This is a genomic window from Streptomyces griseiscabiei (assembly GCF_020010925.1).
In the GTDB taxonomy this organism is placed as follows: Bacteria; Actinomycetota; Actinomycetes; order Streptomycetales; family Streptomycetaceae; genus Streptomyces; species Streptomyces griseiscabiei.
In genome coordinates, this window is sequence record NZ_JAGJBZ010000001.1 from 1174541 (window position 1) to 1190469 (window position 15929).

The 15929-nt window shown below is 62.8% G+C and carries 9 protein-coding genes; 3 read left to right on the forward strand and 6 right to left on the reverse strand.

Features of this window, described 5'->3' with window-relative positions; all coding sequences use genetic code 11:
* Positions 1-258: 258 nt before the first annotated feature.
* The 4 genes from J8M51_RS05090 to J8M51_RS05105 are packed head-to-tail and all read right to left on the reverse strand — an operon-like array spanning position 259 to position 8025.
* Complete coding sequence (locus J8M51_RS05090) at positions 259-1359, reverse strand: AAA family ATPase (RefSeq protein ID WP_267298993.1); 1101 nt, start codon at positions 1357-1359, stop codon at positions 259-261.
* The gene (locus J8M51_RS05095) at positions 1356-3320 is read right to left on the reverse strand and encodes a DUF1998 domain-containing protein (protein ID WP_317852973.1); all 1965 of its coding nucleotides are present in this window, start codon (positions 3318-3320) and stop codon (positions 1356-1358) included. The genes J8M51_RS05090 and J8M51_RS05095 overlap by 4 nt, the downstream gene beginning before the upstream one ends.
* Positions 3254-6412, reverse strand: coding sequence for a helicase-related protein (locus J8M51_RS05100; RefSeq protein WP_086752030.1), 3159 nt, complete (start codon positions 6410-6412; stop codon positions 3254-3256). The genes J8M51_RS05095 and J8M51_RS05100 overlap by 67 nt, the downstream gene beginning before the upstream one ends.
* A complete protein-coding gene (locus tag J8M51_RS05105; protein ID WP_086752032.1) occupies positions 6409-8025 on the reverse strand; it encodes an NERD domain-containing protein in 1617 nt (538 codons plus the stop codon). Before J8M51_RS05105 ends, J8M51_RS05100 begins: the two co-directional genes overlap by 4 nt.
* Before the next feature lie 153 nt (positions 8026-8178).
* Here J8M51_RS05105 and J8M51_RS46090 point away from each other — a divergent pair, with 153 nt between their 5' ends.
* From J8M51_RS46090 to J8M51_RS05125, 3 genes are read left to right on the forward strand one after another with little or no spacing between them, the layout of a single operon-like run.
* Positions 8179-11763 (forward strand): sigma-70 family RNA polymerase sigma factor, encoded by a 3585-nt coding sequence (locus tag J8M51_RS46090; protein ID WP_179202867.1) that lies wholly within the window; start codon positions 8179-8181, stop codon positions 11761-11763.
* Complete coding sequence (locus J8M51_RS05120) at positions 11760-12752, forward strand: hypothetical protein (RefSeq protein ID WP_179202868.1); 993 nt, start codon at positions 11760-11762, stop codon at positions 12750-12752. The genes J8M51_RS46090 and J8M51_RS05120 overlap by 4 nt, the downstream gene beginning before the upstream one ends.
* Positions 12749-13636 carry a DUF6339 family protein gene (locus J8M51_RS05125; protein WP_086752035.1) on the forward strand — a complete coding sequence of 296 codons (888 nt, stop codon included), beginning with the start codon at positions 12749-12751 and terminating at the stop codon, positions 13634-13636. Before J8M51_RS05120 ends, J8M51_RS05125 begins: the two co-directional genes overlap by 4 nt.
* Here the strand turns inward: J8M51_RS05125 and J8M51_RS05130 are convergent.
* Entirely contained in the window at positions 13605-14921 is a 1317-nt protein-coding gene (locus tag J8M51_RS05130) for a DNA cytosine methyltransferase (RefSeq protein WP_086752037.1), read from the reverse strand. The genes J8M51_RS05125 and J8M51_RS05130 overlap by 32 nt on opposite strands.
* Positions 14918-15925 (reverse strand): DNA cytosine methyltransferase, encoded by a 1008-nt coding sequence (locus J8M51_RS05135; protein WP_086752039.1) that lies wholly within the window; start codon positions 15923-15925, stop codon positions 14918-14920. The genes J8M51_RS05130 and J8M51_RS05135 overlap by 4 nt, the downstream gene beginning before the upstream one ends.
* Positions 15926-15929 lie beyond the last annotated feature (4 nt).

Sequence of the window (15929 nt, forward strand, 5' to 3'; positions counted from 1 at the left end):
CTCGCTTCACCTCCGCACCGGAACGGCCCGGGTCAAGGGTGGCCCGCAGGGCCATCGCCGAAGGCGACGCGCAGCGCCCTTGAGGCGGGGTGCGGAGGGCGACGCTGCGGGGCAGCGAGCGCTCTACGGCGCTTCACAACCGGGTCACGTCCCCGTGGTGCCGTAGAGGTCTGCCACGCCCTAGGCGCACGAGTCCCACGCCCGATGCACAAGCGCGACTCTGCTCCTGCAACGGAGCGGAATCACCGCGACGCAAGGTCAACCGGTGTGTCGAACCAGCAAGGATTCCGGGATCCTCGACAGGATGGCGGGCTCTTGGACACCGCGGTGAGCGAAGTGGAGATCCTCGCGAGCCCGAGTACACAGCACGAAGAAGCGAAGGAGCGCGTCTGCACTGGTCGGGTCCTCTGTGTATGCGTCCAGGTCCGGCACAAAGACGCTGTCGAATTCCAAACCCTTCATACTTGCCGTGCTTACCACCCGGATGGGTCGCTCTGAGAAGTTAATCGTGTTCCGGTATCGATCGTCGTGCACATAAGCCTGGGTGTATTTCTCAAGCCCAAGACGCGTAAGCTCGCTCTGAATATTCCGCAATAAATGGGTCGACTTGCAGATGATTCCAATACTCCTATCCGGATAAGCTTTGAAGTACCGCGAGACTTCAGTGACGACGTATCCCATCGAGGGCACTTTCAGAACAATAGGAGTGGGACCCAAGCGCGCCGGCAAAGACATATCACCCCGACCCTCATCGCGGAATTTTGATGCCAGCAATGCGATCTCTCGACTGTTCCGGCGGTTCTCCCGCAGAACGAGCGGATCGGTGTGCACGGTGAGGCATCGGCAAATCTCGGAAATGGTGCTCTCGTCGTCACCGATTCGCTGGTTCTCATCTGCGAACACGGTGACGCCGACGCCGAGGATACGGCACAATTGATAGAAGGCAACTGGCAGATTCTGACCCTCATCGATCACCAGATGCACAGTCGACCTGACCTTCTGCAAAATGCAGTCCCGCTGCATCTCGATCCAGTTGTAACTCCAACCGTCTTCGTCGATTTTTGGGGGATCGACTTGGAAGCGCCTGCGCCAGAAAGAACTAATCCATCGATGATAGGTGGTCACGTTGAGAGCTACCGTTAGGTCCGGCGCCATTTGCGCAAGGTACTGATGCAGCAGATTGGAGCGCGTGAGAAGCACGACATCGCGCTCGGCAGTTGCCAGCGCCCACGCACGGTAGACAGCCATTACGGTCTTCCCGGCGCCAGGTGCCCCCGTGATGACGTGACTTCCATGGAAAGGAAGATCAATTACTTTCTGCTGCTCGATCTCAAGGTCGAGGAGAGAAGGAATATTCACGATAGATCGACAATTTCAGCCGATTCCTCGAGTGCTGCCTGAACGACTCCCCGGAAGAACCCCGGCACCTCTCTGTCACCGATCAACAGTGTCCGATCCAAAAGAGAGTTGTCGACCTCGCAACATGTCTCGGGAAGGAGCGTACACGCGTGGCACGCGGCACGGTTGAGGTTAGCCAGAGACCTTCCCGTCGAGTCGGCACAGAGAGGGTCCTGCGAGCACCATTGCGCCGTTTCCAACAATCGGATCAAAGTCTCGACGAGGTTCGGTGGTTGCCCCTGGCGGACGAGCCCGCCCAGCGTCCCTTCTGCGTCGCCGGCCGCTGTATAGATGAACACTCCGGCCTGAGGGGGAAGTTCGCTGCCCGGCGCGTGGCTTCGAGCGTAAACACGTTCTCGTAGCGAGGCCGCGTTGTACCCGCTGTCATAGGAGAGTTGGCGGATGAAGTGATGGGCAAAGGTGTGCAGCATCACGAATCGCGGGAGGAGTTCCGGACCTGATTTTTCTCTGAGGCGCTCGGCCTTGTAAGAGGCGCCCAGATTTCCCTCGATGCGCCGTGTCCAGTCGCGTACCGCTGGAATCCCTTCCCAGGCTCTCAAACGTTCCTCGTCGACGGCGATGAAGATTCCCTCACCATAGATCTCTACGGCAGGCAACCACCGGGCTCGACCCTTGGTGTTGACCGACACGACGCGTCCGCCTTCTTCCTCGTCGCTGCCGCCCGAGCTGGGCTCGTAACGCGAGAATCCTTCGAGCGCACGTACCTCACGCACTCGGTCCGCGACGACGACCGCCGAGAAGCCCGCAGCCAACTCCTGCATGAAGTCGGGGTCGTCGCGGCTGATCCCGAGGCGGGTCCGGCGCACGGAGAAGTTTTTCGAATCGGCGACGGATTCCGGGGCGGAAAAGGCCGCCCATTCAGCAATGCTGAGGTCATCGTCCGAATCAGCCACCGAAGGCATCGACGAAACCGCGTCGACATGGTGGCGTCGTAGCGTTTCCACGAATTCCTCAGAAACCTCGCAGTGCATCGCGATGATCTGCCTGAGTGCGTCGGAAACCGGACTGTCGACCGCGCTGATGAATTCTGGCCACAGAGCTTCATCGACGACCTTCTGAGCCAATTCGTCGTCCTCGGCGAGACCAGCAGGTGCGGGGATGTCGATCGCCGAGTGCGTAATCGGGAAGTACACGTTGGAGGCTCCGCGCTGTACCGCCTGCGGTGTTTCCTCGCAGGGATCCGCCTCATCGGTGTCGGCTTGCCAGGGGTGAGTCCCGGGACATTGCAGACCCGTCCGCTTGAGAATGTTCTTCTGGCTGATACCTGCCAGATTGCGATCGGCCCGACAGACGACACACACGACGCGTAGGGCTTCCAACCCCGAGGATTCAGGAGTGGCGACGAACCGAAGTCGGCGAACCTGACATTGTCGCTGAGCATGTCCTTCACTCTTGGAGTGGGCCCATCGACGCCAGTCGATGTCGGCCATATGGCCTCCCCTGCACACCTGGATGAAGCGCATTGGGGCCAGCTGTGGTTTTCCTGCGCAACGCCCACAGGCAGGCTGCTTGTCCCGCAGCTCCCGATCCACGCGCCAGAGTTGCATGTCCCTGCACTGCGGGCAGAACAACCACTTGGGGAATCGCACATAGGCGGGTCCGATACGGGTCGCGTAGGCAGCCTTCCCGGAAGGGATGACGGGAGCCGAGCGGAAGCCCTCAACCCTCAGCTTCCTTGCGAGTCGTGGCGATTGCACCCGCTCGGCATTCGCCGACCAACTCCGGATGTCAGCAGCCACGAACGATTCACCCCGAAGGTCGATGATCCCGCCGACTCCGAAAGGGACGATGGTCTGCGCCCTGCGTACTTTGCGACGAATATCTTTCACTGCCTTCACGCTCCTCTCACATCGACGAGACACTCGCGGTCGACATTGCGCATCGACTGTGCCGTCTCCCACAAACCACCTTGCTTACCGAAATCCATGAGGAGCGATACGTGCAAACGCCCCTGGGGCTGGTAGTAGAGGCGGCTTCCGTCGCCGCGCGCAATCTCGGCTTCTTGCCACCATTCGTCGATCAGCTCGTCGAGCTGATCGGTTGCGGCCTCCGCTTCCTCCGGGTCGGCACGTTGTACGTGACTCACGATGAGGTCACGGACTCGCGCAACTCCATCGGCGTGATCGAGGATGTCTCCCGCTCTATTCTCAGTATTCAGGCCGACTCCGTGTCGTACTAGGATGGTCAGCACCGCATGCAGGGCTCGCTTGCGAGAAGGCATGGACCACGGTGTGACGCTCGTTGGTTCCACGTGCCGGTAGAGCGCACGGTGGTAGGCACCGAACGACTCGTAGTGGGAACGATCACGTGGTTTGGTAGAGCGGAAAAGCGTCACGATCAGACCCGGTACATCACGACGGCCAACACGACTGGTGGCCTGAATGTATTCCGATGTCGTCTTGGGTTGGCCATTCATGAGCATGAGGCCGAGCCGTGGAACGTCGACCCCCACGGAGAGCATGTTGGTCGTGGCGAGGAAGGAGACGCTGCCGCGCTCTTTGAAGCTCTTGCCCAGGCGCTCAAGGAGCCGTGGCTGAGCGGCGCGTGGGATATTGCTGGTGAGCTCGACTACCGAGTCGTCGTCCAGCTTGCGCCGCCGAGTATCGTCCTTCGTCAGATGTTCGAGGCGCGCGGGGATGTCGTCTCGCGCGATCGTCACGGTTCGACCGAGTTCCCGCAGACTGTTGTGATACGCGACCGCGGTCCAGTACGCGTCCCGAAGGTCGTCGTCTTCACAGATCTCTTTCGGGGCCTGCAAGGCGGCGGCACCCACGTGAACCGTCGAGGTCGAGGCGGTGTGCCCCTGTGCCATGACACCCACGTACAGACGCCCGGGCTTGTCCTCGTCCGGCGAGGCGAAGTACGAGTGGCCCGCCTTGATCCCCGACGGAGGGAAGAGCTGTGCCGGGCGGCCGTAGAGGCTGCGAATCTGGTCCTGTGAACGCCGGATCGTCGCTGTCGACGCGATGACCTTCGGTACGGTGCCGCGCCAAGCGCACAGTTCGAGGATGGCGGACTCGTACAGACCGACAGTCGTCCCCAAAGGGCCCGCAAGCAAGTGCAGTTCGTCCTGGATCACAAGTGAGGGGGCGCGCTTGCCGTCCTTCCCGAAGAGATTGCCCGCCTTTGGCTCCCACGCGAGTCGTGCGAACTTGTCCACTGTCCCAAGTACGAACGTGGGCGGTTCCTCGTAGATCTGTTCGTCCACCACGGAGACCGGCAGCCGCTCGTGGAAGACGCAGGTGGTTCGAGGACAGAAGAATGAGGTGGTAACCCCGTCCGCCCTGATGCCGAAGTCTCCCTCCTGTCCCTGTCGTTCAGGAACGATCTCGGTGCCGCACCAAGGACAGCGTTCCAGCAGAAAACGATCATCGGGCTCGTTCATCTGCTTCAGAACATCGAGCTCGTCCGCCGCAGCGGAGACCTTGTTCGGCGTCGTTTCCTTGCCCACCCAAAGGCCGATGGAAATGGGTTCCTCGCCCAGGTCGAAAGGCAGGGGCCCGTCGTGTCCCTTCCTGATGTATTCGAGGGCACAGATTGCCGTCGCCGTGCGTTGGAATTGCTGCGTGGTGAGCAGACTCAGCGTGTACCGGCTCAAAACGGCCGTACCGCCCCCGGCTGCGCCGAACCGAAGCCGGCGCCAGAGGATCTCGAAGCAGGCCGTGAGGAGGTACGCCTCCGTCTTGCCTCCACCTGTGGGGAACCAGATGAGGTCGACCGTCTTACGGTCATCGTGCTCAGGGTTCATCAGGCCCTCGACCACGAGCAGGAAGTAGGCCAGTTGGAACGGGTGCCACGCATAGTCGCCACTGGGCTCGGTCAGCTCAAGTACTTCGCTGTTCCTGCGGCGACGCTTCCCCGCCAGTTCCTGGCGGCTGTGGAACATTTGGAGCGCCATGGCTCTGTTGGCCAGGCGAAAGGCTTCACGTGCCTTGTTTCCTGAAGGGGTTGCCGCAGTGAGGGCTGTTACCCCGGACTTCATACGGTCGAGTGCGGTGCCGATGCGGCAGAGGATTCGTGCAGCGGGTGCGGCAGCCCATGGCTGCAGGTCCTTGCCCTGCGCCCGCTGTTTGTCGAACCAGTTGCCGTACCCCTGGACGAATGAATCCAGTTCGGCCCGGAGATCGTCTACTGGCAGTCCAGGCCGGGACAGGTACGCGAGATTGAGCACTGGCAGGTCCTTGGGCCCATCGGGCTTGATGTGCTGGACCACCTGCTGGGGCATGACCTGCGCTCGCACAGTGGTGACCTGGTCGGATTCGTCGTCCCACTCGACGGCGCATCCATGCCCCACGGCCCTGGTCACGATGTGCCGATACTGGACCCGAAGCTCCTGCTCCTCCTCATCGCGACTGTTGAGACGGATACTCGGATACTCGAGCACCGTCCCGCCGAGCGTCGTCATCTGAAGTTCGGCCTGGAAGAGCATCAGGTCGCGGTTCTTGTACGGGCTCTCCTCTTCGTCGTGCGCGTTGGCCAGAACACAGGTGACGAGATGGCCGGCAGCGAAGGGACGCCACCGCACGTGGAGACGACCGTGTCCCTCCAGAACGAGGATCGGGTCCGTCTGATCCGCAGTGACGGTTTCTGTCGCGCAGAGTCGCGGTTGCCTTCTCCAATTCCGACGTCCACCCTCACGCGACGTAACGTAGCGTGAGGCCCCACACGTCACCTTGAGGCGAGACGCGTTGGTGAAGAAGGAGAAGCCCAGCGACGACGGAAGCCATGCATTGGCTTCGGCCACAGGGTCGTCGGCGAAGGTGTCCTCTTCCCCGTTCCCGGCCTGTGCCTCGTCGAAGGCCTGCTCGCCGTCTGCCTGCGAGTGCTCCAGCAGGGAAGCTCCACGCGGATACAACGTCCCCATCAGATAGCGACGGTCCGGCGGGTCGGCAAGGGTTTCGTCCCCGGCAACGGCCGGCCCGACCAACTGTCGGCGGAGGTACCTGACGAACTCGGTGCGGTGCTCGGAGAGCCGTGATTCGGAGTCGTTCACTTGAGACGCCCCTCCCCTGTCAATGCGGCCATGCCCAGGTCCTTCAGCTTCCGGCGGGTGCCGGGGCGGCAAGCGACCCAAAGCTGGGCGCGGGCCCTGGTCCAGGCGACGTAGAGGGCGTCGAGGCGACCCTCAAGGTGTTCGGGTTCAAGGTCGATCAGACAGACGACGTGGTTCTCGTGACCCTTGAAGTCCGAAACAGACGACCAGGTGAGACGATGCTTCGTGCGGTCGGTCCCCACTACATCGGCGAATCGCTCAATCCTGGAGGCTCGTTGTGACAGACGGACCGAGCTCGTTTCCCAATCCCCGGAGGCGGACAGCAGCGTGATATCCCGTGGCGAGACACCTTCTCCCACGAGTTCGTTCACATAGGTGTCGAGTACGGTGGCCTCCTCTTGAGCGGTGTGCACGTCGACGTAACGGACCGGCTCCCCCTCGCCCGCAGAGGCAACGCCCAGGTCTGCGCCCGTATAGAAGTGGACCTGTTTGACGATCTGCACGGTGTTGCGACAGTTACGCTTCATAGGCCCGTACACGGAACCCAGAGGACGCAGATATTCCCAGGCATCGGGATCGTAGGCGTCCGGGGTCAGCACCTGGTTGTTCTGGTCCAGCATGAATATCCAGCGGCCCTCGGCAAGGCCACCCGAGACCAGAGCCTCGAAGACATCGAGACTCTCGAAGGTCATCAGGTCCTGCGCCTCGTCCACGATCAGTTGGTCGAAGACGCGGTCCCGAACCTCGTCGAGGCGGTCGTATGGCAGGACTGTGATCGCGCCGTCGGTGAGGATGCGGCTCACGTGGGTCGCGAGTGTTGTGCTCGCGCAGGTGAACAGAACACTGCCGTGGGCAGACTTGCGACGGGCCGCCTCGGCGGCGAGGAACGTCTTTCCCGTGCCTGCGCCACCGGTCCAGATGAGGCGTGGATTGGACTCCAATTCGTCGAGCCTGTCGAACTGTTCGTTGGTGAGACGTTCGAAGGCGACGTCGAGATGTGTCAGGCGGGACTGCAGATTGGGTACAAGGTCGAAATCCGGTCGGATGGCTTCGAGCATCTTCTTGCGCAGGGAGGCAGAGACGGGGGTGCGGGCCCACCTGTTTCGCGCCAGCCAGAAGCGAGTGGCTCGTTCGATGCCCTGTGCCAGACCACGCCCGCCGTCGTACGCAGTAGCGCCGAGATACTGTTGCGGCTCGAACTCAGTTGTGCGTCGAATATCGACGTCTGTGGTGATCACCAGGTATCCGCTGGGGACGCCCTGGTCTCTCAGGCCACCGACCAGGGCGCCGATCTCCCGCTCGAACTCGTGCATACCCCCACTGGCCTGCGCAAAAGGGCTCTCCTTCGGGCCTTCCTCCCGACCAGGCGGACCGTAGTACCACTTCCCGTCACTATGGTGGACCCGACCGCCCTTGACCTCGATGAAGAGCAGGATGTCGGGCATGATGACGACGAAGTCGATCTCGCCGACACGCTTCCTGTGGTGCTTGGGGAGATGAACCGTGTGCAGGGCGACGCTCTGGTCGTCGGGAATCGCCTTGAGCGCGGCGAACACACTGTGCTCGGCCTGGCTCTTGGTGCTGCTTGAGATCTCGCTCGGAATGATCCGCATCAACTCTCCCCATCGTCACGCCAACACGTCCTTAAACTACCGAGTCGTGGATCGTCAGGGCACCATGGGTCGTGCGAGGAAGTGCTGGCAGCGGCGGTCCAATGAGTGATGGACTACGCGGGGACAGAGACACGGTGCGGGCGCGGGGGCGTGATGACCACGGAGCAGGACGGCGCATCCAGCAGGCGAGCGGCTGAAGCTGGTTGGGATTTGCTCGTCGGCCTCATACGTCGGTTCACAGCCGAAGGAGTCGAACGCCGCACGGCTCTGGATCAGGTGATGAGGGCTGCGCGGCTCGACCCGCAGGAGACCCAGGCCTTCTGCGACGCCATGACAGCGACAGAGGTGGACGACGAACCCGTCGAAGAGGAACCGTACTTCACACGGCGTGTACCCACCGAGGACACGACTGCCCTCGATGAAGTTCTCGACGACTTGGATTCCCCCGAGGAGGAAGAGGAAGTCCCGGACCTCGAGTCCCTTCGAGGGACGGTGCGTGTCGACGATATGGACGCGGCACGCCGTACAGCTCGGGATCTGCTCGAGGCCGATCGGAGGCGGACGAACCCGCACCGGCGTCTACTGAGCGCCGAGGAGGAAGTGGGGCTCTGCCTCTTGTTCCGAGGAGCCGGAACACCGTCGGAACCGTTGCCCGATGGCTACTTGGCGACATTGCCACGAGACAGTGAGGCACACAGGGCCCTATCCGCAATGGTCATCCACAATCAGCGTCTCGTTCATAAGATTCTGAACGGACTGGGGCACCGGCACGGGAGCCCCATGTACGATGATCTTGCGCAGCATGGCATGATTGGGCTCATCCGCGCCGTGGAGAAGTTTGACGTATCCATGGGGTGCAAGTTTTCAACCTATGCCACCTGGTGGATTCGACAACGCATTACTCGCGCCGTGGCCGATGAAGGAGCAGCCATTCGACTCCCGGTCCACATTTGGACCGATGTGGAGAAGGTGCGAAAAAGGGAGCGGGAATTTCTCTCCCAGGGCAGAATCCCCAACGTTGATGACCTTGCCTTGGCATGTGACCTCAGTCCCGCAAAGGTGATGGAGTGTCTGCGATTGGGGCGCCGAGCACTTCTTTCTCTCGAACAACCTGTCGCCGAGAACGTGACTCTCGGAGAATTCGTGGTCGATGAGTTCTGGTCGGTACCAGGACCTGAACAAGCGCTGCGGTCAGAATTCGAGCGCGAGGAACTCTTCCAGCTGTTCGATGCGGGTGCACTCACGAAAAGAATTCGAAAAATTCTTCTACTACGGTACGGATTCATCGATGGCGAACCCTGGACACTGGAAGAAATTGGTAAGCACTTCACTGTCTCCCGAGAACGTATTAGACAGCTCGAGAAACGTGCACTGCAAGAGCTGAGGATCCAAATGGGACTGGATCCCGACGACCCCGAGTCGGAGCGCCGTCGACTGAAAGCTGCTCGAAAGATCGCTCAGGAAGCCTCTGGGAAGACAGCGTTTCACAAAGGCGCAGGGAGACCGGAGGACGCTGGGGGCGGTGCGTCGCTTCCGGACACAAGCGTCGACGCATTCGAGGCAGAGAGCAGTTCCGACGAGAGAGAGGTAACAGTGGCCTCGCAGGGGACGGAGTTCGGTCGGTGGTTGACCGAGCGGATGCAAGAAAAGGGAACGGACGAAGGCGAACTGGCACACCGGCTGGGAGTGACGCGAGCAGTTGTCGAAGCTTGGCTGTACGACCGTTCCATGCCTCGCCCTGATCTTTTGGTCAGGGTGAGGGAGGTCTTCGGAGCCGAGAACGAATCCTCGCAGCACTCCACAGTTGGTCCGGAACGGCAGGACCAACCCGCGGAGACGTCAGTCGTGTGGTACCACCGCCCCGGTCATGACGATGGTGGCCGCGAGTTCGGCAACGCGGCGGCTTTCGCCTTCGAGGCGGATCTGGAGGTCCTTGCCCGTGAGGCGACCCAGAACAGCCTGGACGAGCGTGACAGGAGGAACAACCATCCGGTCAGGGTCTGTTACACCCTGCACGAACTGACGGGTGATGCTCTGGCCCGGTTCCGCACGGCGATCCGCTGGCACGACCTCCATCCGCACTACGAAGCGGCCGCCGCACAGGACCAGAAGGTCGGACGTGTCATCAGCGCCGGTCTGCGGGAGATGTTCGAGCGGGATCGGCTGGTCCTTCTTCGCGTCGATGACTACAACGCCAATGGGCTGACCGGTGACGACTACGAGGACGGCCGATTCGCCGCGGTGGTCCGGCGCCAACTCGAGAGCCGCAAGTCGGATGTGACAGCTGGCGGCTCATACGGCCTCGGGAAGGCCACGCTCTGGGCCACCAGCCGTCTGGGGCTCGTCCTCATGAACTCCACGCTGTCCGAACCACATGAGGGCCACTCCCAGCGGCGGCTGATCGGGCGGCTCGATCTGCCCTGGCGGGAGGTGAACGGCAGGAGATTCGCCGGTCCCGCCTGGCTGGGTCGGCCGGATGGCGAGGCGGACAATGCAGAGGTGGTCCGCTCCTGGTGGGCCGACGCAGAGACGGTCGAGAACCTGCACCTCACCCGCGAGGGCGATGATCCTGGCACCTCTTTCTTGATCGTCGGAGCACATGATGTAGCCAGCCTCGCCGAGGCCGGGCAGGACCAGGAAAGCGACGCCGGCGACGACGAGGACAGCCTGGAGCGCATGCACCAGCGGTTGGTTCGCGCGCTCGGACGTAACTTCTGGGCCGCGATGACAGCGGGCGGCGACCGTCGGCCATTGCTGGAGGCATCGGTGCGGACGCTGCGCAATGGCGTGGAGTACCTTGAGGAGGAGCGGGTCGAGCCACACGTGCATCAACCCGCGCGTTCACGTGCTCTTCATGCCTTCCTGAGCGGCACCACGGTGGACCGCCTCACCGAAGCAGGTCAAGTAGCCCTCACCACAGTGCCGTTGAAGGTACCCGAGAGGGACGGTCTCGCCGGTACGGCTGGCGAGCATCGGGCAGTGCTCCTCGTCACCGAGGCCACGGACGCCGATGGCAGGATCAACCAGGTCTCCGCGATGCGCGGCAATCGCATGACGGTCAAAACGAGCTGGGTTCCCGGTCTCCCTGTGGGGACCAACCCGTTCCAGGCAGTTCTGCTGGCCGGCCGGGCGGCAGGAGATGACGCGCCGTTCGCAGCTGAGGCCGAGGAGTTTCTGCGCTCCTCCGAGCCGCCGGAACACAACAAGTGGGGCCAGACCGAGGAGCTCAGGATGCGCTACTCACCAGCGGCCCATCGGCGGATTGCAGCGTTGACGACTGCAACCAACAGGGCCGTACACGAACTTGTGGCGATTCCCAAAGAGAAGAAGCCGGGCAGCACGAGCAAGTTGAGTAAGCGGCTCAAGATTTCTGGCAAGCCCACCAGCAAGGCCAGGGGAACCGTGACGCTTCCGAAGCTGGACGAATTGGACGCCGTGATCGGCCCCTCCGGTGCCTGGCAGATCATCGCCGAGGTCAAGGTCTCGTCTGAGGGAGGGCCGTGGCGCATGAGCCCCGTCGCCAAACTGGAGGTGCGCTCCGGCCCTCGTCCAATGGTCAAGTGGGCCGAACTCGTCGCTGTCAGCAACTGTGAACTTACCGACGGCGTACTACATTTCGCTCCAGGGACCCGCCGTGCTGTCTTTCGCGGTGTCACCGATGTGTCCACGCATCCCGTGCGAGCCGCGTTGACCGGTCTCGTTGTCGAACTGCACGAGAGCAAGGGAGGCGCCGCGTGAGGGCCTACCCGTACCCCCGTCTGACCGGCCCGGTGACGGCGCGAGTCACGGCCGTGCGGCTGCGCGGCCCCGGCGACACTCGCGAGCAGTTGGACACCAAGGGCTACTCGATTGTCGAGCAGGTCGTAGCACTCGGCAGAGCCGAGCGAGACGACTGGCAGACTGCAAGGATCGCCCTGACGGCAACCATCCCAACTCGTGAGATCGAGACGATCGGCCACTGGTCCGACATCGCGGTTGTCGCCGTTCTGACGGAGGGTGCCACCAACGCACGCACTGTTGCCCGGCTGGAGCCCGATGTGGAGGGCGGCAGGAATTGGTCCGGGGAGATCGAGTTCGACCGGGACGAACACTTGGATCGCGCGTCCCTCGCTGTGCACGTGGTGGCCACTGTCGGGGGGATAGCTGGTCGGTTCATCGCCTCCACCGACCAGGAGTGGATGATCGATGTGACAGCCGATGCCCCGCTTCGGGATCGCCAACTCGACGTCAACACAGTCAGTTTCGCTCGGGGCGCGGAGTGGTTGCGGAGTTTTCGAGACGCACCCTGGATCGTGGACACCTCTGGACGGATGCCCACTGTCCGCCTGAACTCCGACTTCGAGGGCCTTGCAGCGCTCGTGGAAGGCCAGGGCTCAAAAGTCGAGAATGTGGTCGGCGAGATCCTGCTGGCCCAGATGTGCGCCGACGTATGGACTGCGGTCTTCCACACCGCCATCGGCGAGCTGGAGATCGAGGACGACGGGACTCCGCTCTTCCCGCCCGACTGGCGGGGTGCGGTGCTCCGAGAGATGCTCCCGGACATTGTCCCCGGGCGGTCGGAGGAGGACGCTCTCCGAGAGGTCCACATACGGCGCTCAGGCGAGGGGAGTTGGACCGATCTGCAGCCGCGCATCCAGTACGCAGCCGCACGTCGCGCCGAGGTTCCCAAGGCGTTGGCCGCCACTGTCCGCGACATCGAACGACTGGATCAGGAGACCCACGCGTGACTTCCCGACCCGAGCACTTGCCGGAACGGCTTGCCCTGATCTCCGATGTACAGGCCGCCGAGTACATCTCTACAGGGCTGCTCGATGGACGCGAGGACGTCCCCTCCATCGCACTGAACAAGGTTGCCGAGCCTCTGCCAAGTGACGACGCGCGGCTGCGGCTGCACCAGGTCCGGGATCTGATCGACCACGCGCTGGACAGGTTCCGGGACGAGCGTCCCACGGCCGCGGACGCTTGGCTGGCACCGCGCCTGCACGAGACCCTGCGGCTGACCCGTCGGGAAGCGGCTGAGAAGCGGTTTTGGACGTATCTGGCTCTCGGTGTGGCGCCGGACTACGTCGTGTGGCGGCATCTGCCCGAAGCGAAGACGGACGGTTCGCGCGGGCGCGTGGCCCGCGACAAGTTCGTCGGCCCCCATTACAAGCAGGCGTTCGCTCGGCTCTGGTGGGCTGCCGAACTCTTCCGCAACGGCTCGGACTACCGACCTGTCGTGATGGCCTGTGGCAACCAGGACATGCTCAACTCTGCTCTTCGACTGGATGTCATCGACCATCGCCCTACGGCACTGGCTCTCGTCAGACTGATGGAGCGGGGGATTGTGCGCACAGGGCGAGAGGTGAATGCCCTGACGCCCGCAGTCAACGCTGCGGCGGCGACCTTGATGTACGACGTCATCGCTCCGGACGTGGAACGTGATGGGGAACCGTTGCGCGACTGGATCGCGGGTGCTGAATCGTCCCTTCCATCACCCCGGAACAATTTGCCCGAAGGCCCCCAGGAAGCGCGGGCTCCGGAGGAGGCGGTTGAGAGACTGGTCGGTCACTTCGAGGAACTGTTTGCGGACGCTCAGGTCAGAGGTCGGACTTCCGACGAGAGCGAGTGACCTTGTGCGACTCCGGAGGACATTGACTCTGATCACCGCACCCGAGGTGACGCAGTTCGTCCGTGGTGGCCCCCGATACGCTCGGCCAAGTACTCGCCGCTGCCAACTCCTCGCCCGAAGGGGCTTTCCCGCGCATAGCCACACCGAGCACATGCATGCCCAACCGTGGGGGTACGGCGTTGCCGACCTGCTGGGCCTGGGCCTTTCCGGACCAAGGAAAGTTGTGCGGGAAAGTCTGGAGAACTCCGGATTCCGACACGGTGAAACGGTCGGATTGGCCGGCCTCATATTCCGCGATGTCCTTGTAGATCTTGTTTCGAGAGATCTTCCCCGTGACCGTGAAAGCAGGCTCGGAGGACAAGCGCCTGCCTCGGTTCTTCGGGTCGCCTCCAGAGCCGTAGTTCGACACGACGAAAAACGTCATCTCGTCTCCCGTCCGGAGCCGGGACACATCCACGGGGGAGTCCTTCAGCTTGCTCGCCGCGTCAAGGGCCTCCGCCATGGAGATCCAGCGCTTTGGGGTCCCGAAGACTTGGGAATCGGTCGGGAGCATCTCTGCCTGAGCGATGCCGCGTTTCCCTCGATGCAGATCGAAGGGCAGGTGAGTCGCTTCGAGCGGTTCGATGGCACCATACCCAGGGAGCCGAGCGACGAGTACGGCGCGGGTGCGCGTTTGCGGTACCCCGAACTGCTCGGTCTTCAACTCCCAGCATTCTGCCTCGTATTTGATGCCCTGCAACCGCCCTTCTCCGCCGCGCAGAAGCTTCGCGTACACCTCCCAGAGGGGCAGGACCGCAGGTACCTGCTCCAGAACGATCACCTTGTACGGGTCACGGTCCTCTGTCTCGATCGCTTTGATGAGCCAGCGGAGGGGCTCCAGGACTAAGGCGGTGCGTGAGTCGCCAAGGGCGTGCAGGTCCTCGTCGATCTTGGCTTCGTCCTCCCCGTCCACAAGGCGGTGGATGAAGGTCTTCACCCTTTCCAGCGCCTTCCGGCCCGCGCCCTTGCCCGCGACGGAGAAGGACTGACAGGGTGGCCCCCCAGCAAGCACGTCGACCGATTTCGGGACCTCGTCGAAGCGGGTTTCGCGCATGACGCTCACATCGGCGTGAATGGTCGGCAGCCCCGCTGCGTAGCGTGTCTCGCACGCGTCCCTGTCCCACTCGATCCCGATGCTCTTGAAGCCCAGGAAGTGCGCTGCCACATCAAGCCCACCGGGGCCTGCGAAGAGATCCAAGATGCGGACACCATCGAGATGGCGCACTTGTGTTTCCGGGCTGTTCATGGGACCGAAGTGTAGCCGGCGACGGAGGGCGAGGAAGCACCCAGTGCGGCTCGGATCGCGAGACCGAGCGCCCTACCCACGGGCGGTGGTGAGGCGTGCCCTATCTGGCGATAGCGGGCCGTCTTCTTCCCTGTGAATCTCCAATCGGACTGGAAACCCTGTAGGAGTGCGGCCTGGTCCGTCGTGATCCTCACCATGCCGTGGCGTCCCGTCTCAGGAGCCCAGACGAAATCCGGGCCGGGAACGTTGTCAGCTACGGTGCTGCCATCGACTCCCATACGGGCCCAGGCCTTCCTCGTCCCCGTCGGTCCCAGGTCCGCGCCTCCCCTCCTGTCCGACCCACCCACCAGGGTCGGGGCCACGCTGAGAGCCTGAGCCGCCCACCGGTCGGCGTCGCGCCAACCACCCATGGCCATGGACCGGCGTAGCGCTCGACCGACGGACAGGTGCTCGGTCGCTGTCGGCTCCGGTGGACGGAACGCCTCGAAGTACGGCTTCTTGAGCGCGACGAGCACCCCTTGCTTCCTCACCTGTGGCACCCCGAAGTCTGCTGCGTTCAGGATGAACCACCGGAACTGATAGCCGAGATGATCGAGTTCCTTACCGATGAATTCGCGTATCGACTCGAAGTCGGGCGAACCCACCAGCCCCGGCACGTTCTCGATGAGCAGGGCCCGGGGCTGGACGGCGTGAACCAGATAGACGGTCGCCTCCAGCAAACGCTGCTCGACATCGGTCCGAGTCCGCGCCACGGCCGCAATTGACTTCACGCGGGGCAGTCCGGCCGACAGCAGATCAACGTCGTAAATCCCCTGGTGCCGAGAAGGGGAAAATTCCAGCAGATCCGCTTCCAGGACCTGCCACGCCGGTCGGTTCATGCGCAGGGTTTCGCAGGCCACCGGCTTCTTGTCCAGGAGCAGTACGGGTTCGAATCCGGCGTACTCCAGCCCCAAGGCCAGTCCACCCGCTCCCGCGCAGACATCGACGAAGCGTAACTCGCTCATCGCC